This is a genomic window from Nocardioides sp. REDSEA-S30_B4 (assembly GCF_001627265.1).
Taxonomy (GTDB): domain Bacteria; phylum Actinomycetota; class Actinomycetes; order Propionibacteriales; family Nocardioidaceae; genus Nocardioides.
In genome coordinates, this window is record NZ_LUPI01000019.1 from 1 (window position 1) to 25,453 (window position 25,453).

Genomic DNA, 25,453 nt, shown 5'->3' on the forward strand with positions numbered 1-25,453 from the left:
GCCTCCTGCGGTCGTCGGTCCTGGTCGCGGGCGGTGGCGTCCCCGGCGGGCTCGGCGAACCGGACCTGGAGCCGGCCGTCCTCGACCCGGGCGCCGGCCACCCGCAGGCGGGAGAGGCCGGACGGGAGCGTGAGCAGGCGGCGGTAGGAGCCGACCGTGACCACCAGCTCGTCGTCGTTGCGCGCGATGTCCACCTCCGCCCGGGTGACGAAGGGCAGCGCCAGGCGCAGCTCGGCCCCCCGCTCGGTGCGGGTGACCTGGAAGGGACCCTCACCCTGCGGCGGCGCGAGCGGGTCGGATCCGTCGTACACCTCGGTCGCCAGGGCGTGCAGGGCCTCGACGCCGACCGGCTCCACGGGGCGGTACTCCGAGCGCCACACCGGCAGCCCCGCGAAGGACTGCGAGACCTGGGCGAGCACGGCGTCCTGGGCCGCGACCCAGCCCTCGCGCCAGGCGTCGCCGCCCGAGGGGAAGACCCGGTTGGCCACCACGCCGTCCACGCGGTAGCCGAAGAGTGAGAGGTTGGTGTAGCTGCGACGGGCCTCCGCCAGCACGACCGTCTCGGGGGTCAGGACGAGACGCACGCTCGCCTCCGGTCCGGACAGCAGTGCCCGGACCTCCTCGAGCTCGGCGTGCAGCCGCTCGATCGCGTCGAAGACGTCGTCCCCGGGCATGGGGACGCCGGCCGCCCTCGTGAGGACCGGCTTCAGGGCCTTGACGATGCGCCGCTCGGCGGGCAGGACGCGGTGCATGTACCACCCCAGCGCCTCGGGGAGGGCCAGCAGCCGCAGCGTCTCGGCGGTGGGTGCACAGTCGACGACCACGACGTCCCAGCGCCCGGACATGGCCTGGAGCCGCAGCTCGAGCAGGGCCAGGACCTCCTCGGCCCCCGGAATCACCGTCAGCTCCTCCGCCGCGACCGGATCCACCCCCGCGACGTCGAGGACCGAGAGCAGGTAGCGCTGGATGTCGGCCCAGGACTGCTGGAACCGCAGCTGGGCGTCGACCTGTTGGACGAAGAGGCGGGGGGCCACCTCGGTGGGCTCGGGGCCGACGGGGGCACCGAACGCGTCGGCCAGGGAGTGCGCGGCGTCCGTCGAGAGCACCAGCGTGCGGTGTCCGTCGGCGGCAGCCAGCGCAGCCGTGCCCGACGCGATCGTCGACTTCCCGACGCCGCCCTTGCCGGTGAACAGGAGGATGCGCACGCAGCCGCCCTCAGGCCAGCTGCTCGACGCGCTTCTTGAGCCCCTTGAGCGCGGTGTCGATGAGGATCTTCTCGCCCTTGCGCTTGAGCATCCCGATGAGGGGGATGGAGACGTCGAGGGCCAGACGGTAGGTGACCTCGGTCGACCCGCCCTTCTCGCGCAGCACGTAGGCGCCGTCGAGGGCGCGAAGCATCTTGCCCTCGACGAGGGTCCAGGTGACCTCACGGTCCCCGTCCCAGGTGTAGGCCAGGGTGTACTCGTCCTTGATCGGCGAGACGTCGAGTGCGAAGAACACCTGCTCGGCGCGACCGTCGGCCCCGGTGGCGACGACGTCGGCGGTGGTGACGCCCTTGGCCCAGGCGGGGTAGCTCTCGAAGTCGGCGATCACGGCCATGACCTCGGAGGGGGTGGCGTCGATCACGATCGACGAGGTGGTCTGCTCAGCCACTGCGACTCTCTTTCCGACGCTGGACAGCGGGGGTTCGTGACGGGTTCGTCAGGGGTCAGCGGGGGGACCTCCGGCTGCGCGAGCGTACCGGATGGGGCCCCCTCCGCCCGACGGCGGTAACGTGCCCGGGCACGTTCGTCGAAGGCCAGACAGGAGCAGCCGTGCGCGAGTACTCGACGCCCATGACCGTCGAGGTCCCCACCACCGGCAACCTCACCGACGCCGTCGTCCGCAACGCGGCCGAGGCGCCCGACGCGGTGGTGATGAGCCGCCCCGACGGTGCCGGCGACTGGACCGACGTGACCGCAGCCTCGTTCCACGACCAGGTACGCGCCGTCGCCAAGGGCCTGGTCGCCGCGGGCATCGAGCCCGGCGACCGGGTGGCGCTGATGTCGAAGACACGCTTCGAGTGGACGCTGCTGGACTACGCCATCTGGTTCGCCGGTGCTGTGACGGTGCCGGTCTACGAGACCTCCTCGGAGGAGCAGGTCGCCTGGATCCTCGCCGACTCCGGCGCCCGTGCCGTCGTCACCGAGGGCCCCGAGCACACAGCCCGGGTCACCGCGGTCCGCGCCGACCTCGAGGACCTCCGTCACGTGTGGTCCTTCGCCGACAACGCGGTCGACGTCCTGTCGCGCCTGGGTGCCGACGTCGCCGACGAGCAGCTGGAGCAACGTCGTACGACGGCGACACCGCTGGACCTGGCGACGATCATCTACACCTCCGGCACGACCGGACGCCCGAAGGGCTGCATGCTCACGCACGGCAACTTCCTCTTCGAGCTGGGCGTGGCCACCGAGGAGCTCGAGTCCCTCTTCGAGACCGAGGGCGCCTCCACGGTGCTCTTCCTCCCGCTGGCGCACGTCTTCGCCCGGATCATCCAGGTGGGCTGCGTCATGTCGCGCACCCGCCTGGGCCACAGCCCCGACATCAAGAACCTCCTGCCGGACCTGCAGTCCTTCCGCCCGACCTTCGTGCTCGCCGTGCCGCGGGTCTTCGAGAAGGTCTTCAACACCGCCTCCCAGAAGGCGGCCGCCGAGGGCCGCGGCAAGGTCTTCGACCGGGCCACCGAGACCGCCATCGCCTGGTCGCGCGCACAGGACCGGGGGCGGGTCCCGCTGAGGGTCCGGGCCGAGCACGCCGTCTTCAGCCGGCTCGTCTACGGCAAGCTCCTCGCCGCGCTCGGCGGCAGCTGCACGTTCGCGGTCTCCGGCGGCGCGCCCCTCGGGGAGCGGCTGGGCCACTTCTACCGCGGCGTCGGGCTGACCATCCTCGAGGGCTACGGCCTGACCGAGACCACCGCCGCCCTCACCGTCAACCTGCCGGGCGCGCACAAGATCGGCACGGTCGGGCGTCCCTTGCCGGGCACGGCCGTGCGCGTGGCCGACGACGGCGAGCTGCTCTTCCGCGGCGGCCAGGTGTTCGCCGGCTACTGGGGCAACGAGTCGGCCACGGCCGAGACCCTCGAGCGCGACGGGTGGTTCCACAGCGGCGACGTCGGCGAGGTCGACGACGAGGGCTTCGTGCGCATCACCGGCCGCAAGAAGGAGATCCTGGTGACCGCCGGCGGCAAGAACGTCGCCCCCGCCGTCCTGGAGGACCGGGTCCGTGCCCACGCCCTGGTCGACCAGTGCCTCGTGGTCGGCGACGGCCAGCCCTTCATCGGTGCGCTCGTCACCCTGGACCGCGAGGCGCTGACCGTCTGGGCCGAGGCCCGTGGTCTGTCCGGCTCGGCCGAGGACCTGCTCGACCACGCCGACGTCCGGGCCGCGGTGGAGGAGGCGGTCGAGGACGCCAACAAGGCGGTCTCCAAGGCCGAGTCGATCCGCAAGTTCGTGGTGATCGCCGACGAGTGGACCGAGGAGGGCGGGCAGCTCACGCCCAGCCTGAAGCTGCGTCGCTCCGTGGTCATGCGCGAGTCGCGGGCCCACGTGGAGGCGCTCTACCGCTGATCCCGGGCGCCACCCCACCAGCGGACGAACGACATCTCTGGAATCCGCTCAGGCTCACGGCGGTCCGCAATTGCGCGAAAAGGGCCCAACGGCCCTACCGACGCTCCTAGCATGAACTCGGAGGGAGGCGCTGCCGCGCCTCTGTCATGACGTGCGGACATGGGGAATGGGGCCCCACGTCCCTGCAACGAAAGGTTCGTGATGGACCGTCGCAGGATGCTGCTTGTCGCCGCCGCCGTGGTGGCCGCGCTGGGGACCGCGCTGGTGTTCCTCTACGTCCGCGGCGCCGACAACCGGGCCGAGGAGAAGTTCGAGACCACCGACGTGCTGGTCGCCACCGTGCAGATCGAGCGCGGTGAGCGCATCGCCGACGCCGCCGCGGCCGGCAAGCTCGCCCGTCAGGCCGTCCCCCAGGGCCAGGTCCTGCCCGGCGCCCTGGTCACCACCGAGGGCGTCGACCAGCAGCTCGCGCTGACCGTCATCTACCCCGGCGAGCAGATCGTGCCGCAGAAGCTCGGCGACACCGCCGTGGACGAGCCGCGCCTGCAGATCCCCGACCAGGGCGACATGGCGATGTCGATCAACCTCACCGACCCCGCCCGCGTGGCGGGCTTCGTGAACCCCGGTTCCGAGGTGGCGATCTTCATCAACGGCAGCGACGCCACCACCGGACAGCCCTACTCCCGCGTGCTGCTCACCCGGGTCAAGGTCATCGCGGTCGGCTCGACGACGCCCGTCACCACTACGACCACGACCAACGGCCAGGGCGGCGAGGGCGGCCAGCAAGTCGTCGAGTCGCTGCCCCGCACCCTCATCACGCTCTCGGTCAGCCAGGTCCAGATGCAGCGGGTGCTGCTCGGCCAGCAGCAGGGCGAGCTCTCCTTCGCGCTGCTCACCGAGGACTCCAAGGTCACCCTCGCCCCGCCCACCACCACCGACTCCCTCTTCCAGTGAGCTGATCCGATGCCCGTCGCCGTCGACACCGAGACCAGTGCGGTCACCGCGCTGCTGGCCGGCATGCCGCCGGGCAGCCAGGGCGTCGACTCCGTGGACCGGATGCGCGCCTGGCTCGGCCAACACCTCGACGAGTACGTCGTCGTGCTCGGTCCCCACCTCGACCTGGACGACTGCCTGAAGGTCTGCGAGGACCTGCGGGTCAGCCGGCCCACCGTCAGCGTCGTGCTGGTGCGCGACAAGCTGGACACCGGGGTGCTGGGCAGCGCCATGAAGGCCGGCGCCCGCGACGTCGTGGCCGTCGAGGACACCGAGGCCGTCCGCGGCGCGGTCGACCGGGCCCGGGAGTTGTGGACTGCGCTGCGCGGCCCCAGTGGCGCCCAGCAGCTCGGGCGCGTCGTGACCGTCTTCTCGCCCAAGGGCGGGGTGGGCAAGACCACGATGGCGGTCAACCTCGCGCTGGCACTCACCGAGCGTGGCGCGCGCCGGGTCTGCCTGGTCGACCTCGACCTCGCCTTCGGCGACGTCGCCATCACCATGCAGCTGTTCCCCACGCACTCCATCGAGCACGCCATCGGCTCCGAGGACTCCCTCGACGCCGCCCATCTCGACACCCTGCTGACCCGGCACGCCGACTCCATGATGGTGCTGGCCGCCCCGGCACACCCGGACGTCCGCGAGCGGGTCTCCCCCATGCTGGTGGCCAAGGTCCTGCGCACGCTGCGCGAGACCTTCGACTTCGTCGTCGTCGACACCGCGCCGTCGTTCGACGAGCAGGTCCTGACCGCGCTCGACGAGACCGACGAGTGCGTCATCGTGGCCACCCTGGACGTGCCCACCCTGAAGAACGTCAAGGTCGCCCTCGAGACCCTGGACATGCTCGACATCGCCCGGGGCCACCGCCACCTGCTGCTCAACCGCGCCGACGACGCGGTCGGCATCACCGGTGACAAGGTCGAACAGATCCTCGGCATCCCCGTCTCGGCCTCGGTGTCCTCCGCGGTCGAGGTGGCCGCCGCCACCAACGCGGGCACGCCCATCGTCGTGTCCACACCCTCACACCAGTCCAGCCAGGCCGTGCGCGCCCTCGCCTCGGAGATCGCGGGGGTCCCCCTCGCCGGTCCCGAGCACGACGACTCCGACCCGGCCCCCACCGACAGCGACGAGCACGACGCCGCGGAGCGCGGCCGGTCCCGCTTCCGGTTCAGGAGGTAACCCATGAGCAGCCTCGCCGACCGCCTTGCGGCCGCCCGTCAGGCCGAGCAGGCCGCCGCGGACGCCGACGCCCCCCAGGGCCCCGATGCCGGCGCTCCCCCGACCGCCGACGCCGCGTCTACCACCCCCGCGGCCGCACCGGCCGCGGGCTCGAGCGCGGTGGCAGCCGCCGCCCGGCGTACCGCTCCCGAGCCGCCGCGGAAGACCCGGCTCACGTCGCAGCAGGGCGACCGGATCGAGGAGCTGAAGCAGAGCGTGCACACCGAGCTGCTCAAGCAGCTCGGTCCGCAGCTCTACGACGCCGACATGGACCAGGACCAGCTCGACCAGCGGGTCCGCGCCGTCCTCGCCGACGTGCTCAGCGCGCAGGACCGTCCCCTCTCCAGCAGCGACCGCCAGCGCGTCACCCAGGAGATCAGCGACGACATCCTCGGCTACGGCCCCATCGAGCCCTACCTGCGCGACCCCGATGTCTCCGAGGTCATGGTCAACGGGCACAAGGACATCTGGCTCGAGCGCAAGGGCAAGCTGGTCCCGGCGGAGGCGACCTTCGCCGACGAGGCGCACCTGCGTCGCACCATCGACAAGATCGTCTCCCGCATCGGTCGACGCGTCGACGAGTCCTCCCCGATGGTCGACGCCCGCCTCCCCGACGGCAGCCGCGTCAACGCCGTGGTCCCGCCGCTGGCGGTCGACGGCTCCGCGCTGACGATCCGGAAGTTCGCCGCCGACCCGCTCACCGCGCTCGACCTGATCTCGTTCGGCTCCCTGACCCCCCAGACCTGCGACTTCCTCGAGGCCTGCGTCCGTGGCCGCCTCAACGTCATCGTCTCCGGCGGCACCGGCGCCGGAAAGACGACCACCCTCAACGTGCTGTCCTCCTTCATCCCCGGCGACGAGCGCATCGTGACCATCGAGGACGCCGCCGAGCTCCAGCTCAAGCAGGACCACGTCGTGCGCCTGGAGTCGCGCCCGGCCAACATCGAGGGCAAGGGCGCGGTCACGATCCGCGACCTGGTCAAGAACAGCCTGCGCATGCGACCCGACCGCGTGATCGTCGGCGAGGTCCGCGACGCCTCGGCGCTGGACATGCTGCAGGCGATGAACACCGGCCACGACGGCTCCATCTGCACCCTGCACTCCAACGGTCCCCGCGACACGCTCTCCCGCATGGAGACCATGGTCCTGATGGCGGGCATGGACCTGCCGATGCGCGCGATCCGCGAGCAGGTCGCCAGCGCCGTGGACCTGATCGTCCACCAGTCCCGGCTCAAGGACGGCTCGCGCCGCATCACGCACATCACCGAGGTCGAGCGGATGGAAGGCGACGTGATCACCCTCCAGGACATCTTCGTGTACGACGCCTCGCTGGGCTTCGACGCCGACGGGCGCTCGCTCGGGCGGCTGCGTCCCACCGGCCTGCGCCCGAAGTTCCTGGAGAAGATGGCCTACGCCAACGTCACCGTCGACCCGATGGTCTTCGCCACGGACCGCATGTGATGCCCCGCCTTCTCGGACCCTCCACGAGGCGGCGCACGGGCCACCTCGGACGGCTGCTCGCCGCGCTGCTCGCCCTGGCCTGGGTGGTGTGGCCGGCGAGCGCCGGCGCCGCCGGCGAGGCGGCCTCGATCTCCTACGTCGAGCCGACCGCCGACGGCACGGTGCAGGTCATCGTGTCCCTGCCACCCGACGCCGCGCCGGACCTCGGCAGCGTCGAGCTCCGCATCGGCGGCGACCGGGTCGACGCGGAGGCCGAGCCCGCCGGCACGTCCGGTGCCGTCCGGCGCACCGCCGTCCTGGTGATGGACACCAGCAACTCGATGCGGGGCGAGAAGATCGCGGCCGCGAAGTCGGCTGCGCTCGCCTACGTCGACGGCCTGCCCGACGACGTGTCGCTGGGCATCGTGACCTTCGCCCGCTCGGTCGCCCAACCCCTCGCCCCCACCCAGGACCGCGCGGCTGCCCGCTCGGTCATCGACGGCCTGGAGCTCTCCGCGCAGACCGCGCTCTACGACGGCGTGCTCAGCGCCGTCGATGTCGCGGGCACGGAGGGTCAGCGCACGCTGGTGGTGCTGTCCGACGGGGCCGACACCACCGACACCACGTTGGAGACGGTGACGGCGGCGGTCGAGGGCGCCGGGGTCCGCCTCGACGTCGTCTCGCTGGTCCAGGACCCTGCCGACGACCTCACGGCCCTCTCCGCGGCCGGGGACGGCGAGGTCATCCCCGCGACGAGCGAGGCGCTGACGCGCACCTTCGCCGCCGAGGCGGACGTGCTGGACCGCCAGGTGCTGGTCACCGCCCAGGTCCCCGGCGACCTCGACTCCGTCGACCAGACCATCGCCGTCAGCATGGACACCAGCTCCGGGACGGTGTCCGCGGAGGCGTTCGCCGCGGTCGCGGAGTCCGTCGCCGGTGGCACCGGTGTCGACGACCAGCTGCTGCGCTCGGGCGGCTGGGTCGTGCCCAGCTGGGCGATGTACGCCGGCGTGCTGGCGATCGGGGTGGGGCTGGTGGTCCTGCTGGTCGCTCTCGTCCCCCGTCCGGCGCCGGCGCCCAGCGCCGCTGACCGCGTCGTCTCCTACACCGCCCGTACCGGTGGCGCCCCGGAGCACGAGACGCCGCGGCTCGACACCGAGCAGGCCATCGCCCAGGCCAAGGACGCCGCCGCCCAGGTGCTGCGCCGCACCAAGGGCCTCGAGGCGAGGATCGCGCACCGTCTCGAAGGCGCGGGCAGCGAGCTCAAGCCCGCCGAGTGGCTGCTCGTCCACGCCGGGATCGTCGTCGTCTCCGGCATCTTCGGACTGCTCCTGGGGGCGGGCAACATCATCCTCGGGCTGGTGTTCATCCTGCTCGGCGTGGCCGGCCCCTGGGTCTACCTCGGGCTGCGCCGTTCCCGGCGCCGCAAGGCCTTCAACGCGGGCCTGCCCGACACCCTGCAGCTGATCAGCGGCTCGCTGTCCGCCGGGCTCTCGCTGGCCCAGTCGGTCGACACCGTGGTCCGCGAGGGCCCCGAGCCGATCTCGACCGAGTTCCGCCGCGTCCTGGTGGAGACCCGGCTCGGCGTGACGATCGAGGACGCCCTCGAGGGCCTGGCCGAGCGCTTCGACAGCAAGGACTTCGAGTGGGTCGTCATGGCGATCCGCATCCAGCGCCAGGTCGGTGGCAACCTCGCCGAGCTGCTGGACACCGTGGCGGGCACCATGCGCGAGCGCGAGTACGTCCGCCGACAGGTCAACGCTCTGGCCGCCGAGGGCAAGCTCTCGGCCTGGGTGCTCGGCCTGCTCCCGCCCCTGTTCATGGTCTACCTGCTGCTGACCAACTACGACTACGTCAGCGTGATGTTCACCGAGCCTCTCGGCATCGTCATGATGGTGGGAGCGGCCCTGTGGCTCGCGGTCGGCGTGTTCTGGATGAGCCGTCTGGTGAAGGTGGAGGTGTGAGATGACCCTGCTGCTCGTGCTTGGGGTGCTCCTGGTCCTCGTCGCCATCCTGCTGGTGGCCTCGGCCACCACCAGCGACGCCGAGGCCTCCGGGGTCGGCAAGTCGCTGGCGGTCCTGCAGGCGATGACCAGCGCACCCAAGGAGCTGACCGACGAGATCGACCGTCCGTTCTCCGAGCGGGTCTGGGAGCCGCTGCAGGCCAGGACCCTGGGCCTGGGTCGCCGACTGTCCGGGGCCGACTCCGCGGAACGGATCCGGCGCAAGCTGGACCTCGCGGGCAACCCGCCGGGCTGGACCGTCGACCGGGTCACCTCCGGCAAGATCGTCGGCGCCGTGGCGGGTCTCGTGGTCGCGCTGCTGTTCAGCCTGATGCTCGGTGCCGGCACCCCGGTCCGGATCGCCGTGGTCCTCGGCGGTCTGGTCGTCGGGTTCTTCGGCCCCAACCTTTACCTCTACCAGAAGGCCTACGACCGCTCCCTGCAGATCCAGCGCGACCTGCCCGACGCCATCGACCTGATGACGATCAGCGTGGAGTCGGGTCTCGGCTTCGACGCTGCGGTGCAGCAGGTGTCCCGCAACACCGACGGCCCGTTGGCCGAGGAGTTCTCCCGGGTGCTGCGCGAGATGCAGATCGGGCAGGGACGCGCCGCCGCGCTACGCGCCATGTCCGATCGCACCAACGTCGCGGACCTGAAGAGCTTCGTGAGCTCGATGGTCCAGGCCGACTCCTTCGGCGTGCCCGTCGGCCAGGTGCTGCGCGTGCAGTCCAGCGAGATGCGCGTCAAGCGCCGCCAGCGGGCCGAGGAGAAGGCCCAGCAGGTGCCGGTCAAGATCACCGTCCCGCTGATCTTCTGCATCCTGCCCTGCCTGTTCGTGGCGGTCATGGGGCCTGCCGTCATCAGCATCATGGACAGCTTCTGAGACACGGCGCCGATCCGACGACGATGAGGAACGCCCCCGACCTGCGCATCGCGGCCGCCGCGCGCGGCTTCGTGCTGCTCGCGCTCGGGGGGCCGATCCTGTGGGGACGTGACGTGTCCTCCGTGATCGCCCTGGCCGCCCTGGGCACCGGCTGGCTGCTGGCCCTGAATCTCGAGCTGCGGGCCCCCCGGCTGCGCGTGCCCCTGGTCGTCCTCGACGCGGGGTTCGTCGGCCTGGTCGCAGGCACCGAGCTCACCTCCCAGGCGGTGCTGGGCGCCCTGGCCGTGCCACCGTTCATCGCCGGCCTGTGGCAGGGCCTGCGCGGTGTGCTGCTGGCCCTGTCCGCGGAGCTGATCGCGGTGGTGGTGGTCGGCATCGCCTCGGGCGGACCGCTCAGCGCGGACCAGTCCTTCGCGATCTTCACCTGGGCGGCGATGGGTCTCGCGCTCGGCATGGTCGCCACCTTCGTGCGCGGCGCACTGCGCGACGACGACCCGATGGCGCCGTACCGGCACGCATCCGACCTGCTGCGCGAGCTCAACCAACTCAGCGTCGGCCTGTCGTCGGGCCTGGAGCCGCGCAGCCTCGGCGGGGTCATCCTCAGCACCGTGCTCGACGAGGTCCCGGCGTCGGCGGTCAGCATCCACGTCCCGCTGGACGACCACCTCGCCACCCTCACCGCCAAGTCGCTGCCCGGTGGCGACCTCGACCGGTGCGCGGACTTCGCCACCGCGGCCTGGGCGCGCGACCAGGTCGTGGTCGAGGACGGCATCTTCGCCTTCCCCCTCGAGGGGCACCGCTCGACGGTCGCCGTGGTGAGCGGCTCGCTCCCCCCGGGCTCCAGCGTCGGACCCGACGAGCTGCGCCACCGCGTGACCCGGTTGCAGGTGGCCCTAGAGGAGCAGGCGGTGCAGCTCGAGACGGGGCTGCTCTTCGAGGCCTTCCGCGACACCGCGACAGCCGACGAGCGGCAGCGGCTCTCGCGGGAGATGCACGACGGCGTGGCGCAGGACATCGCCTCCCTCGGCTACCTCGTCGACGCACTCGCTGCCCAGGCCCCGACCCCGGAGGCCGAGGCCCAGCTGGGCATGCTCCGCGAGCGCGTCACCGCGATCGTCTCGGAGGTACGCCGCTCGGTCACCACCCTGCGCACGACCGTGGGCACCAGCGAGTCGCTCGGCACCGCCATCGTCGGAGTCACCCGCAACCTGAGCCAGACCTCGGGCATCCCCATCGAGGTCACCCTCGACGAGCAGGCGCAGCGGCTGCGGCCCGAGGTGGAGGCCGAGCTGTTCCGCATCACTCAGGAGGCGCTCAACAACGCCGTCAAGCACGCCGAGTGCCGCACCATCCGGGTGCACTGCCAGGTGGCCGCACCCACGGCTGCCATCACCGTGATCGATGACGGCAAGGGTCTGGGCGAGGCACGCTCGGACTCCTACGGTATGGGAATCATGCGAGAGCGAGCCCACCTCATCGACGCCGACCTGGCGATCGAGGAGCCACCCGGCGGCGGGCTGAGCGTCAGCGTCCGCCTGCCCGCGGAGCAGCGGCCGCCGGCCGCACCCACCCCCGAGACGAAGCAGGTGAGCACCCCCCGATGAGCGAGAACATCTCCGTCATGCTGGTCGACGACCACGAGCTGATCCGCACGGGGCTGGCCGGGGTCTTCGACCTCCAGCCCGACATGACGGTCGTGGGCCAGGCCGGCTCGGTGGCCGAGGCGCTGACCCGCTTCGAGGAGGTGCGGCCCGACGTGGTGGTCACTGACCTGCAGCTGGGCGACGGCACCGGTCTCGACATCGTCCGGGCCCTGCGACGCGACCACGAGGACGTCGGCCTCATCGTGCTGACCATGCACTCCGGTGACGACCAGATCTTCGCCGCCATGGAGGCCGGCGCCTCCGGTTTCGTCGGCAAGGACGCCCCCTCCCCCGAGGTCGTCAAGGCCGCCCGCCACGCCTCGGTCTCCCCCCGCTCGTTCATCTGCAGCGGACTGGTCGGCGCCATGATGCGCCGCGGGGCGGCGGAGTCCACCCGGCTCACCGACCGAGAGCACGAGGTCCTCGTGCTGCTCGCCGACGGCCTGGGCGCCGCCCAGATCGGGGCACAGCTCTACATGAGCGAGTCGACCGCCAAGTCCCACATCGCGCGGATCTACCAGAAGCTCGGCGCCGCCAACCGCGCCCAGGCGCTGGTCACCGCGATGCGGATCGGCCTGCTCTCGAGCGTGCAGCGCCAGCCCGGCACCCCCTGAGCACCTGGCCCTCCGCAGGGGCCTCTACGCCGCTAGCAGATCCGCACTAGTCCGGAATGACTATGCCGGTCCGGACCTTCATGGGATGAACCGTCCCCCGGGTACGGCCGAGAATGGAGTCCATGAGGCTCCTCGTCGGGGGCCGCAGACCACAGGGAGAAATCACATGCTCGAGTTCCTGCGCATCATGCTGGACGCCCGCTCCGAGGACCGCGACGAGCGCGGCGCCTCCGCCGTCGAGTACGGCCTGCTCATCGCCGGCATCGCCGCGCTGATCGTCGTCGTCGTGTTCGCCTTCGGCGGCGCCATCGAGGAGATTTTCGATGACACCTGCGACACGATCGCCACCAGCGCCGGCACCACCCAGTGCGCCGACCGACCCACCACCTGACGCAAGCCGCCTCGCGGCCGTGTGGCCCTCGCCCCGTCTCAGGACCGGGCGAGGGCCACACGCACGAGCAGGGTCGGGTGGCTGCCGAACCACCAGTGCGACCACGCCGGCGGGGTGGGGTCGGCCAGGGAGCGCAGCGCCAGGCGCCGCTGCAGGTCCACGAAGGCCTCCGGGTCCTCGGTCACCCGCAGCGCCTCGACGTCGGCGCGCAGCTCGATGGTGCGGCTGATCCCGTTCTGGACCGGCAGGGCGAGCACGCTCCCGACCGCGAGCAGCGCCACCAGCGTCGGCACCGTCGCCGGGTCGTCGGCTCGCCGACGGCCCAGGACCAGGCCCAGCAGGCCCACCGCCGCCGCGGCGCCGCTGGCACCGAGCACGGTGCCGACCAGGACGTCGTCGTGCCTGGCGTGCGCGAGCTCGTGGGCCACCACCGCGAGCGCCTCGTCGCGCGGCACGTCGCGGACCAGGTTGTCGTAGAGGACCACGCGGCGGCTGTCGGCGAACCCGGACACGTAGGCGTTGAGGGTCGTCGTCCGTCGGGATGCGTCAGCGACCAGGACCTCGTCCACGGGGACCCCCTCAGCCTCGGCGAGCTCGAGGACGCCGGTCCGCAGGTCGCCGTCGGGCAACGGGGCGAAGTCGTTGAACAACGGCTCCACCACCAGCGGGTAGGCGAAGCTGCCTGCGACGACCAGACCCGCCGCGAGTCCAGCGACCACGGCCGGCCAGGCCCGTCGCCACCGGCGGGCACAACCGACGACCACCAGCGCGAGCAGGCCCGTCACCACGATGTCCAGCGCCTCGGCGACCACCAGGTCCCTGGCGAAGCCGGTCCATGTCTGGTCGGAGAGCCCGGCGGCCCTGACGTGCCGGCGTGAGAGCACCGAGAAGGTCAGGGTCGCCACCCGCGCGACCAGCTCGACCCCCGCCACGGCGAGGAGCACCTGGACCCACCAGCGGCCGGGGAGCCGGCCCGCCCAGCGGCGTACGCGGGCGGACAGGGCGAGCAGCACCACGACGAGCAGGTTCACGGCGGTCGCCGCCCACCCCCATCGCCGCAGCACGCCCGTGAACTGCTCGGCTCGGGCCACCTCCGCGCTGGTCAGCACGTCCTCCACCGGCACGGGGTCCGGCGTCCCTCCGGGCACCGGCGACCACGGCACGAGCAGCGCGGCCAGGAGCAGGAAGACACCCGTCGCGACCACCGTGACCGCGATCGCGACGCGCCGCTGCGCGATCATCCGGCAGCCTCGGTCAGCAGCCGCTGCCAGGTGCGCGTCACCTCGGCCGGGTCGGTGCCGACGGCGGCCAGGGCGGCGGCCAGGTCCGCACCGTCGGAGGTCCGTCGGTAGACCTCGACGAGCCCGTCCTCCCCCACGAGCGTCGCCAGGGCGCGGCAGGCCAACCAGGCCGCCTCGTAGGCGGCGCCGAGGTGCGGCGCCGTGAGGTCGAAGTCGGACTCGTCGGGCAGCCGGTCGGGGACCCCGTCCTCACGCACCCGCTCGAGGACCTGGGCGGCGGTCCGTGAGAGGGGCAGGTCGACGTCGAGGAGGGCGACGTAGTCGGCGAACCCCTCCACCAGCCACACCGGCGCCCGGCTGGTGGGTGCCCCGGTGACGGCGTGGACGGCCTCGTGGGTCATCACCACCTGGGCGCCGGTCCGCCGCAGTCGACCGAGCTCGGCCGGGTTGACGAAGACGTGCACCGGCGAGGAGGTGGACAGCAGGCCGTCCACGGACGCGGTCACCGCGGCCACCTCGCGGTAGGTCCCCTCGGGCACACCCAGCACGGCGTCGAGCCCCGCTGCGTCCTGCGGCACCTCCACCACCAGCGGCCCGGCACTGTCGCCGAGCACCTTCGCGGCCTGCGGCACCGCACGCCGCGCCAGGAGGGAGTACGGCGCCGGGTCGGCGCCCGTGGTGATCACGAGCGTGTCCTCGCCCCGGTCGACCAGCACGGGGCCGCGCAGCCACAGCGGCACCCGGCCCCCGGTGAACCCGGTCACCCCCACGGCCTGCGCCGACGACCGGAGGCCCACCTCCACCTCCGTGCGCGCGACTCCACGATCGACCCCACCCAGCGACCAGGTCAGGTCGGCCCGCACCGCCCAGCTGCCGTCCTCGGCAGGGACACCGAGGGTGTCGACGTAACGGAGGTCGAGGTCCCGCACCCGCAGGGTCCGGGCGTTCCCGGCCAGCGACTCCAGGAGACTGCGGGCCGCGGCGTCATCGGCGGGCGCGAGTGAGGCGGCGGCCGCGCCGTCGCCGGTCGAGAGGGCACGCTCGAGGGAGTCGAGCGCCGTGGTGGCTGCGACGGGGTCGGCAGCGGCCGGCACGTCCGCGGGCGGCGCCGCGACGTAGGGCCCGTCGGCCAGTCGGGTGACGACCAGGACCGCAGCGAGGACGCCCGCGAGGAGCAGCGCCAGGACGACCCGAGGTCGTCGCCGCCGTGCGGGCGGAGCGTCGATCGGCGAGGGTGCTGCCGGGTCAGCCAGGACGGACCGCGCCGACGTACGGCATGGAGTGCAGCGGGGAGACCCGGACGCCCTGGCTGGGGTTGGCCGCGTGGACGATCATTCCGTTGCCGATGTAGATGCCGACGTGGCTGATCGGGCTGTAGTAGAAGACCAGGTCACCGGGCTGCAGCGCGCTGGCGGCGACGCGGGGCCCGGAGGAGAACTGGGCGCCCGAGGAGTGCGGCAGGCCGACACCCGCGGTGCCGTAGGCACGCATCGTCAGCCCGGAGCAGTCGAAGGCGCTGGGGCCGGCGGCGCCGTAGACGTAGGCCTTCCCGACCTGGGCCATGGCGTACCGGATCGCCGCGGCGGCGCGGCCGGAGGCGGGCACCGAGGCAGGCACCCGGTCGCTGTCGCGGGAGAGCACCTCCTCGCGCTCCTCCTCCTCGAGGCGGGCCAGCAGGCTCTCGGCCTCGTCGAGCTTGGACTCGATGGTCGACTTCTCGCTGGCCAGGCGGTCCTTGAGCCGGGCGACCTCGGCGGTGCGGCGGGTCGTGGCCTGCAGTCGGATGCCGAGCGCCTTGACCTCGGAGGCGTAGGAGTCGAAGAGCTGGTCGGTCAGGCTGTCGTAGGCCGACATGGTCGACATCTGCGACAGGAACGCCGACGGGTCGCCGGAGAGGGCGACCTGGCCGACGGCCGAGAGCCGGTGCCCCTCGTAGGTGCGGATGACCGCGTCGCGCACGCGGTTGCGCACCGCCCGCATCTGCTTGTCCTGACGCGCCTGGTCCGACGTGACGGCCTTCAGGTCCCGCTTGAGCTCACCGAGCTCGAGTCGGACGTCGTTGTAGCGCTCGGAGGCCTGCTCCGCCTCGTGGTAGAGCCGATCGACCCGCGCCTTGACGTCGTCGATGTCCGGCTCGGCCTGGGCCGGCGTGGACGGCACGAGGCCGACGAGTCCCGCCAGCAGGGTGGCTGAGAGGAGGGTGGCGAGTCGAGAGCGACGCTGCAGCACGAGCGGGTGGTCTCCCTTGCTGTGTCGACGGCGCACGCGCGGACCCGGCCGGCCCGCTGGTCACGAACGCCCCGCGTGACGGTAATCGCTGGAGCGGAGCCCGGCCAAACCTCCGGGGCATGTCGCACGCCGATTTCACTCGGGGCGACCGGACCTCCTGCCACAGCAGGAGTCTGGGGTCACAGCCGTCACATACGTCACACGCACAGACCCGGTGCGGCAGGCCGTCAGGCGCTCGCGATGTCCGAGCCCGGCACGCCCGTGCCGGTCGGGTCGGTGCCGGGCCCGTCGGTGGGGGTGACCAGCCGCAGCGGCGGCACCAGTCCCCCGGCCGCGAGAGCGCCCAGCAGCTCGCGGTCCTCCTCGTCGAAGCCCATCTCGGGCGGTGGTCCGAGCAGCACCGTCACCACGCAGTCGTGGCAGGCCAGCCCGCGGACCACGCAGGTGTCGCAGTCGATCCTCGTCGTCATGCGCCGCACGTTCGCAGCGAGCACCGACACTCCGGGCCCGGAGCGACGACAGCGGCGTGTCGCAACTCCCTGCGGAGCACCTCCAACGCATGAGACCGTCGTGGTCCGCATCGAGGGAGGGCTGATGACGTCTCGGGGTCGAGTGGGGTCCGGCGTGCTGGCGCTGGGTCTCCTGCTCATCTACCTGCTCACCGCGTCCTCCACGCCCTCGGTGGACGCTTCCTCCGCCAGCCTGCAGGGCTGGAGGATCGCCACGACGGGCAGCCCGTGGCTCGATGACCTCGACTTCGACGAGCTGCCCGTCCGATACACCGACCCGCCGTTCTGGACCGGCGAGAACGTGTCAGGCCACTTGGTCGTTTACCGCTCCCCGGGGGTCACCGCCGCCTCGACGCTCGCCTACCTCGCTCAGGAGCCCCACCCGAGCAGGTTCAGCATCCGGCCGGCGAGCCTCCTGGCAGCCGCGCTGGCCTGGGCGACCGTGCTCCTCGTGTACGGCGCGGTGCGCCGACACCTGTCCCACAAGGGCGCGCTTACCGTCTCCGGCGTGCTCGCGCTCGGGACGCCGGTCTGGAGCGTGGCTGCTGACGCGATGTGGCCGCACACACTGACCACTCTCGGTATCGCCGGCATGGCCTTCGCCGCAAGCCGGGAGCGTTGGCTCGTGGCTGGTCTGATGGGCGGCATCGGCCTGACAGGAAGGCTGCACCTGTCGTTGGTCATCGCTGTTCTCGGTACCGGCGTCGGGTTCCTCCGACGTAGGCCCTCGATCACCGTTCTGGTCGCAGCGACCAGCCTGCCGTTCCTCCTGATCTCCGCGGCATGGAGCAGATGGCTCTACGGCCAATGGGATCCCGCCGGCGGATACCCACAGGTCGACGCGTACGCCGACCGCGCCACCAGCCAGTCCGCCGTCGACCTCCTGAGCAACCACCTCGGGCTGTGGGTCTCGGCCGATCGAGGCTTCCTGACGTGGACGCCGATCGTCATCGTGCTCGTCCCCGCGGTCGTGCGGTCGTGGCGACACCAGCCCGACTGGGCGCGCATGCTCCTGCTGGGCGGTGTCCTGTACACCATCGTGCAGAGCCTGATGAACCACTTCGCGGGAGGCACTGCGTTCTACGGCTACCGCCTGACGCTCGAGCTCCTTCTGTGCTCCGTTCCCGTTCTCGCGTTCTCCCTGGGACACCTGGGGCGGTGGGCCAGGTGGGCTGCACCGGTCGTCGCCGGGTTGCAGGTCGGGGCCATCGCGTTGGGCGCCACCTTCAACAGCGTGGGTCTACCCCTGGACGCAGCCTGGACGCGGAACGCCTTCGTCACGGCGATGATGGAAGTACCCGCCCTGGTGGTCCCGTGGGCCCTGTGCGGCGTGCTGGGGCTCCTCCTCGTGAGGGCCGCGTCTCGTACGCCGACGTCAACCCCCGAGCAGGCCCACCAACGAGGCTGAGGCGACCGCGCGGGCGCCGGCGTGCTGGCAGCGGGCCTGCACCTCCCGGTCGTCACTGACGACCAGGACGACCCTGCCGCGCGGCTCCGCCTCGACGAGCTGGCCGATCACCTCGTCGGCGATCACGCCCTTGGGGCTGAAGAGGACCTTGACGCCGCGCGGCTGCGACGTCGGCGGCCGGGTGTCGGCGTCGGCGCCGTCGAAGACGACGGTGGTCTCGGCACCGGTGCGCGCGACGAGCGGGGCCATCGCGGTCAGCAACCGGGTCCGCTGCGCCTCCAGCGAGGAAGCGGACCAGGCCCCCATGGACACGTTGTAGCCGTCGACGACCAGCCGGGCGCGCGGCAGCGCGAGGTACTGCTCCAGCAGCGCCGGACCCACGTCGGGGACCGCCCGTGGACCGGGGACGTCCGGTGCGGCCAGGGACTCCTCGACCCGCTCGCCGGGGCTGGAGGTCGCGGGCGGGAGGGCGAGCTCGCGACGCAGCCCCGCGGTCGCGTCGAGGATGGTGTCGAGCAGGACCCGCGTACGTGCCGTCGCCTGCTCCTTCTCCGCGCGCCCGCCGCGTCGTCCCTGCCGCGCCTCCGCCTCGAGCCGCTCGACCTCGGCCTGCAGCCGGCGTACCTCCTTGTCGCGGGCGGCGAGTGCGACCTCGGCCGCAGCGCGGGCCTCCTCGGCGGCGTGCGCCGCCGCGAGCGTCTCCTCGTCGACGTCGCGGCGCTTGGCCCGGGCCTCGCCCAGCTTGCGTCGGAGCTGGGAGACCTCGGCCTTGTACCCCTCGACCTGTTGGCGGTACGACGCTCGCAGGTCGCGCAGCTCGGCCTCGGCCTGCTCCGCGCGCTGCTGCCAGCGCTCCTCCTTCGCCTGCGCGACGACCTCCTGCTGCTGGGCCGCGTGCTCCTCCACCTGGCTGACCGAGGTGTCGAGTCGTCGCGTCCACCCCTGAGGGCGGACCAGCCAGTCCAGCGCCGCCGCCTCGAGCGCGTCGTGCATCGTGCCGTCACGCAGCGCGACGAGCTCGTCCTGCCGGCGCACCGAGACCTGGTGGGCGATCCGCGCGCGCAGGTCCTCGTCGGCGAGCCCGGCGGTGATCGCCTGGCCCCCGAGACGAGCACGGCGCGCCGGCGCGAACCCGGCGACCTTGCGCAGCGCCGCAGGCAGCTGGGGCACGTCCGGCAGCACGTCCGCGACCAGGGTCAGGACCCTGGTGCGCACCGCCACCGGCAGCTCCTCCAGCCGCACCGTCTCGCTCACGCCCGTCCTCCTCGCGCCTCTCGACGACCGTTCGTCCGTCACCTGGACCGACCACTCGACCTGTCCCCAGCCTAGTGCGGCGGTGGGCCCCGGCCGCGCGTCGCCGCCGGGTTGTCGGCGCACCGCTCTAGCGTCGTGCCCATGAGCAGCAGCCGTGCGGGAGCCCTCTGGGAGAGCCAGCGCAGCTTCGACGAGCTCGGCCGGCCACTGCGCGACCTCACCTTCTGCGTCGTGGACCTCGAGACGACCGGTGGCTCGCCCACCTCGGGCTCGATGATCACCGAGATCGGCGCCGTGAAGGTCCGGGGCGGCGAGGTCCTCGGGGAGTTCCAGACCCTGGTCGACCCGGGGACCGAGATCCCCCCGTTCATCGCCGTGCTCACCGGCATCACCAACGCCATGGTCGCCGACGCTCCGCGCATCGAGTCCGCCCTACCCGCCTTCCTGGAGTTCGCGGCCGGCAGCGTGCTGGTCGCGCACAACGCGCCCTTCGACGTGGGGTTCCTCCAGCACTTCGCGGCGCTGCAGCAGCGTCCGTGGCCGCGCTTCGAGGTGGTCGACACCGCCCGGCTGGCACGCAAGGTGGTCACGCGCGACGACGCCCCCAACTGCAAGCTCTCCTCGTTGGCCCGCCTGTTCGGTGCCACCACCGCGCCCAACCACCGGGCACTGGCCGACGCCCGCGCCACCGTCGACGTGCTGCACGGCCTGATGGGGCGCCTCGGGGGCCAGGGAGTGCACACCCTCGAGGAGCTGCAGACCTTCACCTCGCGGGTCACCGCGGCGCAGCGCAAGAAGCGCCACCTTGCCGAGGGCCTGCCGCACTCTCCCGGCGTCTATCTCTTCCGGGACCAGACCCAGCGCATCCTCTACGTCGGCACCAGCAAGGACCTCCGCACCCGGGTCCGGTCCTACTTCACCGCCTCCGAGACCCGTTCCCGGATGGGCGAGATGGTCGGGTTGGCGACCTCGGTGACCGGCATCGAGTGCGCGACGCCGCTGGAGGCCGCGGTGCGCGAGCTCCGGCTGATCGCCGAGCACAAGCCCCGCTACAACCGACGCTCCAAGCACCCCGAGAAGACCCACTTCGTCAAGCTCACCCGCGAGCCCTGGCCACGGCTGTCACTGGTCTCCAAGGTCCTCGACGACGGCGCCGACTACCTCGGTCCCTTCGCCTCCCGGCGGGCGGCCCAGTCGGGTCTCGACGTGCTGCACGAGACCTTCCCCGTCCGCCAGTGCTCCGACCGACTCGGCCCGCGTACCCGCCGGACGCCGTGCGTGCTGGCCGAGATGGGGCGCTGCCTCTCCCCCTGCGACGGGTCGGCCGACGAGGCGACGTACGCCGCGGTCGTCCGGCAGCTGCGCGACACCCTGCTGCGGCGCCCCGATGCGGTCGTCGAGCAGATCAACCGCCGGATGAGTGCCCTGGCCGAGGACGAGCGGTTCGAGGAGGCCGGGGTGCACCGCGACCGGCTCGCCGCCTTCGTCCGCGCCGCTGCACGCACCCAACGGGTCGGGGCACTGAGCGGTTGCCCGGAGGTCGTGGCCGCACGCCGTGAGGACGACGGCCGGTGGGCCGTCCACGTGGTGCGCTTCGGCCGGCTCGCCGCCGCGGGCGTCATCCCCTCCGGCGCCGATGCCGTCGCCTACGTCGAGCAGCTGCGCGCGGGCGCCGAGACCGTCCGCACGGCTCCGGGGTCGGCACCGGCGGCCACGGTGGAGGAGACCGAGAAGATCCTCGCCTGGCTCGAGCAGCCCGGCATCCGACTCGTCGACGTCCTCGGCGAGTGGGTGTGCCCGGTGGCGGGAGCGACGAAGGAGCTCGCGGTGCACGAGCGCGTACGCCGGTCACGGGACGAGCTCGCAGGTACGGTGAGCCCGTGATCACCGCCATCGTCTTCGTGAACGCCGACGTCGCCCGGATCCCCGAGGTCGCCGAGGAGATCGCCTCGATCGAGGGCGTCTCGGAGGTCTACTCCGTGACCGGCCAGATCGACCTGATCGTCTTGGTGCGGGTGCGCCACCACGAGGACGTCGCAGGGGTGGTGGCCGACCGCATCAACAAGGTCCCCGGGGTCACCGACACCGAGACCCACATCGCCTTCCGCACCCACTCCCGTCACGACCTCGAGGCCGCGTTCTCGCTCGGCCTGGACTGATCGCGTCGTGGTGTCGCGCGCCGCGCGGGTGTGGCTGCCCTCGCTGACGCTGCTGGGCGTCCTGGTCGTCGCGGTCACGCGTGCAGCCCGCCCACTGACGAATCCCGACACCTACTTCCACCTCCGCTTCGGTGCGGAGTTCCTCGCGGGCTGGTCGCTGCGCGACCCCGGCAGCGTCTCCTCCTCGGCGACCCGTGACTGGTTGCCGACCCAGTGGCTCCCCCAGGTCCTGATGGCGGCGATCGAGGACCGGGCCGGCCTCCCCGGCGTCGCCTGGCTCTCGGGCCTGCAGCTGGTCGTCCTCGTCCTCGCGCTCGCCTGGGTGTGCCGTCGTCGCGCCGACCCCGTCGTCGTCGCCGTGCTCACCGCGCTCGTCCTCTGGGCGTGCTGGCCGGCGCTGTCGATGCGTCCCCAGGTGTTGAGCTACGCCTTCATGGCACTCGCGGTGCACGCGTGGTGGCAGGCCGCACTGACCGGCGCACGCCCCTGGCTGCTGGTCCCACTGACCTGGGTCTGGGCGATGTGGCACGGCATGTGGCCCTTCGCACTGGTCGTGGGTGCGGTCGGCCTCCTGGCCGCGGCGCTGCACCGTGGGGTCCGGGCGCGCGAGCTCCCGCGCCAGGCCGCCGTGCTCCTCGCCTGTGCCGCGGCCGCCGCGCTCACCCCGGTCGGGCCCGCGTTGTACGCCGCGGTGCTGACGGTCGCGGGGCGAGGACGGTTCTTCGGCGAGTGGGCGGCCCCCGACTTCACCAGTCCGACGGGCACGGCCCTCATCCTGCTCGCCGCTCCTGCGTTGCTCGTCGTCCTGCGCCGCGGGGCCCCGTGGCCGACGGTCCTGTTCCTGGGGCTGGGCCTCGGCTTGGCGCTCTACTCCAACCGCACGCTCCCGCTGGCCGCGGTCACCCTCGCCCCGGTCACGGCCCTGGCCCTGCAGTCGCTGATCCCGGGCGAACCGACCGCACCGTCGCGCAGGGAGACGCGGTGGGGGCTGGGCGCCGCGGTCGCGGCACTGGCGGTCCTGGCCGTGCTGGTGCCGCGCTCGTCCGCGGAGACACCCGTGCGTGCCGCGTGGGTCGACGACCGCCTGAGCGCGCTGCCGGCTGGGACGACGGTGCTCAACGACTGGGGTGACGGGGGCTACGTGATGTGGGCCCACTCCCAGCTCGACCTGGTGATGCACGGCTACGGCGACACGTTCACCACCGAGGAGCTCGAGCGCAACACCTCCATCCTCGGCCTGGACCGGGGCTGGCAGGACCTCGTGCGCGAGACCGGCGCCGAGGTCGCCTTCCTGCGCACCGACCACCGCCTGACGGCCGCTCTGGAGGATGCCGGCTGGCGGGTCGTGGCCACCTCCGACGAGGTCGAGCTGCTGGAGGCTCCCTCGGGCTGGTGAGGGCCTCCCCTGCCGGACCGTCTCAGCGTGCGGTCGCGGCGACCCAGCGCTCGAGCAGCGCCCCGGCCGCACCGCTGTCGATGGCACCGGCGGCCTTCGCCATCCCACGCTCGAGGGACTCCTGGACCGGAGCACCGGGCTCGTCGTGGACGGCCAGCGCGGCACCGGCGTTGAGGACCACCGCGTCACGCACCGGGCCGCTGTCGCCGGCCAGCAGACGGCGAACGACCTCGGCGTTGTGGGCGGCGTCCCCGCCGCGCAGGTCCTCGGTCGTGGCCGGCGCGAGACCGAGCGACGCGGGGTCGACGCGGTCCTCGCGGACCTGGCCGTCGTGGACGACCCACACCGACGAGGTCGTGGTCGTAGTGAGCTCGTCGAGGCCGTCGTCGCCCCGGAACACCCACGCGTCGACACCCCGGGCGGCGTAGACCCCGGCCATGACGGGCGCCATCCGCGCGTCGGCACAGCCGATGGCCTGGGCCGCCGGCCGTGCCGGGTTGCTCAGCGGACCGAGCAGGTTGAAGGCCGTGGCGATGCCCAGCTCGCGGCGGGCCACAGCCGCGTGCCGCATCGCCGGGTGGAAGGTCGCGGCGAAGCAGAAGGTGATCCCGGCCTCGGAGGCCACCTCGGCGACCCGGTCGGCCGGGAGGTCGAGCCGGATGCCCAGCGCCTCCAGCACGTCGGCGGAGCCGGACTTCGAGGAGGCCGAGCGGTTGCCGTGCTTGACCACGGTCGACCCGGCACCGGCCGCCACGATCGCCGACATCGTGGAGATGTTGACCGACATCGACCGGTCGCCGCCGGTCCCGACGACGTCGAGCAGGCGGCCGGGCACCGAGATCGGCGTCGCTCGTTCGTACATCGCGGCGACCAGGCCGGTCAGCTCCTCGCTGGTCTCGCCCTTGGCGCGCAGCGCGACCGCGAAGCCCGCGACCTGCGCTGGGGTGGCGTTGCCCTCGAGGAGCTCGGCCATCGCCCAGGAGGTCTGTCCCGCGGTGAGGTCGCGGCCGGCGACGAGGTCGCCGAGGACCTCGGGCCAGGTGCTCACGCGGGGCTCAGCTGGTGGGGGCGGGGACCCGCGAGCGCAGCAGGCCCACGACGGTCTCGGCCAGCGCGATCGGGTCGAGGGGGTGCGGCACGGCGGCCTCGGCCCGCGACCAGGTCGCCAGCCAGGCGTCCTGCGGCCGGCCGGTCAGCACCACGACGGGCGGGCACTGGAAGATCTCGTCCTTGAGCTGCTTGGCGATGCCCATGCCGCCGGCCGGGACGGCCTCGCCGTCGAGGATCGCGAGGTCGATGTGTCCCGCGTCCATGTTCTGGATGACCACCGGCTCCGTGGCCACCTCGACGTACTCCACCTCGGGCAGGTCGGGGTGCGGGCGCCGCCCGAGCGCCAGGATGACCTGCTGACGCGTGGTGACGTCGTCGGAGTAGACGAGGACCTTCAGCGGCTTGCGGGAGGCAGTGGAGTCGCTCACGCGGGCCATCGTAGGCCCCACCCGGCTCACTCCGCCGAGACCCTCGCCACACGAGCCGCCTCCTGCGCCTCGAGCCGGTCCAGACGCCGGTCCTCACGGCGAGCCTCGGCCATCGAGGAGCGGACCCACTGGGTGAACAGCACGCCGAAGAAGACCAACCCGATCAGGTCCCCCGAGCCCCACAGGATGCCGCCGGCCAGGTGCTGGTCGTCGAGCGCGTCGGGCAGCCACGCCCCCATCGGCCCCTCGCGCAGCGCCAGGTAGTGCTCGCCGGCGATGAGGGTCTCCTGCCCCATGATCGTGACGCCCAGGAAGGCGTGGAAGGGCAGGGTCAGCACCGTGATGAGCACCCGGAACGGGTAGCCGACCCGCCCGGGCACGGGGTCGATGCCCATCAGCGGCCAGAAGAACATCGCTCCGACGAGCACCAGGTGCAGGTGCATCGTCTCGTGCCAGAACGTCGACTCCAGGGTCGCGGGGTACCAGCCGGAGTAGTAGAGCGCCCAGGGCGAGACGACGTACGCCGCCAGCACCAGCGGCGGGAAGGTCAGGACCCTCGCCAGGCGCGAGTGCAGCACGGCGAGCAGCCAGCCGCGCGGGGTCCGGGGCAGCGTGCGTAGCGCGAGGGTCACCGGCGCGCCCAGCGCGAGCGCCAGCGGCACCAGCATCGACAGGATCATGTGCTGGACCATGTGGACGCTGATCAGCGTCGTGTCGTAGGTCCCGAGCCCCGACGAGGTGGCCACGAGGAACGACCCGAGCCCCACCCCCACGAAGGACACCGTGCGCGCGGGCGACCAGACGTCACCGCGGGCCCTCAGGCGGCGCACCCCGAGAAGGTAGAGCCCCCCGAACCAGGCCACGAGGACGATCGGGACGGGCTCGAACGACCAGGCCGTGAACACCCGCGCCAGGTCGAAGGGAGGCAGGTACGCCGAGGTCGCCGAGGCGTCCACCAGGGGGGTCACGAGCACGCCCTCGAGTCTAGGTCG

At 72.5% G+C, this 25,453-nt stretch carries 22 protein-coding genes and 1 pseudogene; 13 read left to right on the forward strand and 10 right to left on the reverse strand.

The annotated features are described in order from the left end of the window. Both A6R01_RS05420 and A6R01_RS05425 read right to left on the reverse strand, forming a co-directional pair. A partial coding sequence (locus tag A6R01_RS05420) for an ArsA family ATPase (protein ID WP_292604298.1) occupies positions 1–1,205 on the reverse strand: 1,205 nt, incomplete at its 3' end. A 10-nt stretch (positions 1,206–1,215) separates the two neighbouring features. After that, on the reverse strand, positions 1,216–1,653 hold the full coding sequence (locus A6R01_RS05425; RefSeq protein WP_292604300.1) for an SRPBCC family protein: 438 nt from the start codon (positions 1,651–1,653) through the stop codon (positions 1,216–1,218). Positions 1,654–1,814: 161 nt separating this feature from the next. Here A6R01_RS05425 and A6R01_RS05430 point away from each other — a divergent pair, with 161 nt between their 5' ends. The 9 genes from A6R01_RS05430 to A6R01_RS05470 all read left to right on the forward strand — a co-directional run bounded on the left by A6R01_RS05430 (position 1,815) and on the right by A6R01_RS05470 (position 12,787). Continuing rightward, complete coding sequence (locus A6R01_RS05430; RefSeq protein WP_292604302.1) at positions 1,815–3,605, forward strand: long-chain fatty acid--CoA ligase; 1,791 nt, start codon at positions 1,815–1,817, stop codon at positions 3,603–3,605. A gap of 216 nt (positions 3,606–3,821) precedes the next feature. Next, positions 3,822–4,559: a Flp pilus assembly protein CpaB gene (gene cpaB / locus A6R01_RS05435; protein ID WP_292604304.1), complete on the forward strand. Its 738-nt coding sequence runs from the start codon at positions 3,822–3,824 to the stop codon at positions 4,557–4,559. A gap of 9 nt (positions 4,560–4,568) precedes the next feature. Further along, positions 4,569–5,774: an AAA family ATPase gene (locus tag A6R01_RS05440; RefSeq protein ID WP_292604306.1), complete on the forward strand. Its 1,206-nt coding sequence runs from the start codon at positions 4,569–4,571 to the stop codon at positions 5,772–5,774. Positions 5,775–5,777: 3 nt separating this feature from the next. Continuing rightward, on the forward strand, positions 5,778–7,274 hold the full coding sequence (locus A6R01_RS05445; RefSeq protein ID WP_292604308.1) for a CpaF family protein: 1,497 nt from the start codon (positions 5,778–5,780) through the stop codon (positions 7,272–7,274). Then, positions 7,274–9,217 carry a type II secretion system F family protein gene (locus tag A6R01_RS05450; RefSeq protein WP_292604310.1) on the forward strand — a complete coding sequence of 648 codons (1,944 nt, stop codon included), beginning with the start codon at positions 7,274–7,276 and terminating at the stop codon, positions 9,215–9,217. Before A6R01_RS05445 ends, A6R01_RS05450 begins: the two co-directional genes overlap by 1 nt. A 1-nt stretch (position 9,218) precedes the next feature. Further along, positions 9,219–10,139, forward strand: a complete 921-nt coding sequence (locus A6R01_RS05455; RefSeq protein WP_292604312.1) for a type II secretion system F family protein — start codon at positions 9,219–9,221, stop codon at positions 10,137–10,139. Between the two features lie 23 nt (positions 10,140–10,162). Beyond that, on the forward strand, positions 10,163–11,743 hold the full coding sequence (locus A6R01_RS05460; protein ID WP_292604314.1) for a sensor histidine kinase: 1,581 nt from the start codon (positions 10,163–10,165) through the stop codon (positions 11,741–11,743). Continuing rightward, complete coding sequence (locus tag A6R01_RS05465; protein ID WP_292604316.1) at positions 11,740–12,396, forward strand: response regulator transcription factor; 657 nt, start codon at positions 11,740–11,742, stop codon at positions 12,394–12,396. Before A6R01_RS05460 ends, A6R01_RS05465 begins: the two co-directional genes overlap by 4 nt. Positions 12,397–12,562: 166 nt before the next feature. Next, entirely contained in the window at positions 12,563–12,787 is a 225-nt protein-coding gene (locus A6R01_RS05470) for a Flp family type IVb pilin (protein WP_292604318.1), read from the forward strand. Positions 12,788–12,825: 38 nt separating this feature from the next. Here A6R01_RS05470 and A6R01_RS05475 read toward each other — a convergent pair whose 3' ends face one another. The 4 genes from A6R01_RS05475 to A6R01_RS05490 all read right to left on the reverse strand — a co-directional run bounded on the left by A6R01_RS05475 (position 12,826) and on the right by A6R01_RS05490 (position 16,727). Next, a complete protein-coding gene (locus tag A6R01_RS05475; protein ID WP_292604320.1) occupies positions 12,826–14,028 on the reverse strand; it encodes a M48 family metallopeptidase in 1,203 nt (400 codons plus the stop codon). Next, positions 14,025–15,122: a hypothetical protein gene (locus A6R01_RS05480; RefSeq protein ID WP_292604322.1), complete on the reverse strand. Its 1,098-nt coding sequence runs from the start codon at positions 15,120–15,122 to the stop codon at positions 14,025–14,027. The genes A6R01_RS05475 and A6R01_RS05480 overlap by 4 nt, the downstream gene beginning before the upstream one ends. A 151-nt stretch (positions 15,123–15,273) precedes the next feature. After that, the gene (locus tag A6R01_RS05485; protein WP_292604324.1) at positions 15,274–16,293 is read right to left on the reverse strand and encodes an NlpC/P60 family protein; all 1,020 of its coding nucleotides are present in this window, start codon (positions 16,291–16,293) and stop codon (positions 15,274–15,276) included. 191 nt (positions 16,294–16,484) lie between these two features. Then, entirely contained in the window at positions 16,485–16,727 is a 243-nt protein-coding gene (locus A6R01_RS05490; protein WP_292604326.1) for a hypothetical protein, read from the reverse strand. Between the two features lie 124 nt (positions 16,728–16,851). Between A6R01_RS05490 and A6R01_RS05495 the strand changes: the two genes are divergently transcribed. Further along, a complete protein-coding gene (locus A6R01_RS05495) occupies positions 16,852–18,174 on the forward strand; it encodes a hypothetical protein (RefSeq protein ID WP_292604328.1) in 1,323 nt (440 codons plus the stop codon). Here A6R01_RS05495 and A6R01_RS05500 read toward each other — a convergent pair. Then, positions 18,142–19,428: an NYN domain-containing protein gene (locus tag A6R01_RS05500; RefSeq protein ID WP_292604330.1), complete on the reverse strand. Its 1,287-nt coding sequence runs from the start codon at positions 19,426–19,428 to the stop codon at positions 18,142–18,144. The two genes, A6R01_RS05495 and A6R01_RS05500, sit on opposite strands and share 33 nt — an antisense overlap. A 141-nt stretch (positions 19,429–19,569) precedes the next feature. On the opposite strand from A6R01_RS05500, the pseudogene A6R01_RS05505 reads away from it, so the two are divergent. From A6R01_RS05505 to A6R01_RS05515, 3 genes and pseudogenes are all read left to right on the forward strand, one after another. Beyond that, a pseudogene (locus A6R01_RS05505) lies at positions 19,570–21,282 on the forward strand (DEDD exonuclease domain-containing protein); the annotation flags it as partial. Between the two features lie 26 nt (positions 21,283–21,308). Next, entirely contained in the window at positions 21,309–21,587 is a 279-nt protein-coding gene (locus A6R01_RS05510) for an Lrp/AsnC ligand binding domain-containing protein (protein ID WP_292604332.1), read from the forward strand. 7 nt (positions 21,588–21,594) lie between these two features. Then, positions 21,595–22,983 carry a hypothetical protein gene (locus tag A6R01_RS05515; RefSeq protein ID WP_292604334.1) on the forward strand — a complete coding sequence of 463 codons (1,389 nt, stop codon included), beginning with the start codon at positions 21,595–21,597 and terminating at the stop codon, positions 22,981–22,983. A 22-nt stretch (positions 22,984–23,005) separates the two neighbouring features. On the opposite strand, the gene trpD is transcribed toward A6R01_RS05515, so the two are convergent. Genes trpD through A6R01_RS05530 form a run of 3 tightly spaced genes read right to left on the reverse strand, consistent with a single transcriptional unit; the run spans position 23,006 to position 25,435 of the window. Further along, positions 23,006–24,031 (reverse strand): anthranilate phosphoribosyltransferase, encoded by a 1,026-nt coding sequence (gene trpD / locus A6R01_RS05520; RefSeq protein ID WP_292604336.1) that lies wholly within the window; start codon positions 24,029–24,031, stop codon positions 23,006–23,008. Between the two features lie 7 nt (positions 24,032–24,038). Then, a complete protein-coding gene (locus A6R01_RS05525; protein WP_292604338.1) occupies positions 24,039–24,461 on the reverse strand; it encodes a hypothetical protein in 423 nt (140 codons plus the stop codon). Between the two features lie 26 nt (positions 24,462–24,487). Then, complete coding sequence (locus A6R01_RS05530; protein WP_292604340.1) at positions 24,488–25,435, reverse strand: cytochrome c oxidase assembly protein; 948 nt, start codon at positions 25,433–25,435, stop codon at positions 24,488–24,490. Positions 25,436–25,453 lie beyond the last annotated feature (18 nt).

Bases quoted from the DNA above. Each gene is read 5' to 3' on its own strand.
- cpaB (WP_292604304.1), top strand. From the start codon at position 3,822: ATGCTGCTTGTCGCCGCCGCCGTGGTGGCCGCGCTGGGGACCGCGCTG.
- A6R01_RS05440 (WP_292604306.1), top strand. From the start codon at position 4,569: ATGCCCGTCGCCGTCGACACCGAGACCAGTGCGGTCACCGCGCTGCTG.
- A6R01_RS05445 (WP_292604308.1), top strand. From the start codon at position 5,778: ATGAGCAGCCTCGCCGACCGCCTTGCGGCCGCCCGTCAGGCCGAGCAG.
- A6R01_RS05450 (WP_292604310.1), top strand. From the start codon at position 7,274: ATGCCCCGCCTTCTCGGACCCTCCACGAGGCGGCGCACGGGCCACCTC.
- A6R01_RS05455 (WP_292604312.1), top strand. From the start codon at position 9,219: ATGACCCTGCTGCTCGTGCTTGGGGTGCTCCTGGTCCTCGTCGCCATC.
- A6R01_RS05460 (WP_292604314.1), top strand. From the start codon at position 10,163: ATGAGGAACGCCCCCGACCTGCGCATCGCGGCCGCCGCGCGCGGCTTC.
- A6R01_RS05465 (WP_292604316.1), top strand. From the start codon at position 11,740: ATGAGCGAGAACATCTCCGTCATGCTGGTCGACGACCACGAGCTGATC.
- A6R01_RS05470 (WP_292604318.1), top strand. From the start codon at position 12,563: ATGCTCGAGTTCCTGCGCATCATGCTGGACGCCCGCTCCGAGGACCGC.
- A6R01_RS05475 (WP_292604320.1), bottom strand. From the start codon at position 14,028: ATGATCGCGCAGCGGCGCGTCGCGATCGCGGTCACGGTGGTCGCGACG.
- A6R01_RS05490 (WP_292604326.1), bottom strand. From the start codon at position 16,727: ATGACGACGAGGATCGACTGCGACACCTGCGTGGTCCGCGGGCTGGCC.
- A6R01_RS05495 (WP_292604328.1), top strand. From the start codon at position 16,852: ATGACGTCTCGGGGTCGAGTGGGGTCCGGCGTGCTGGCGCTGGGTCTC.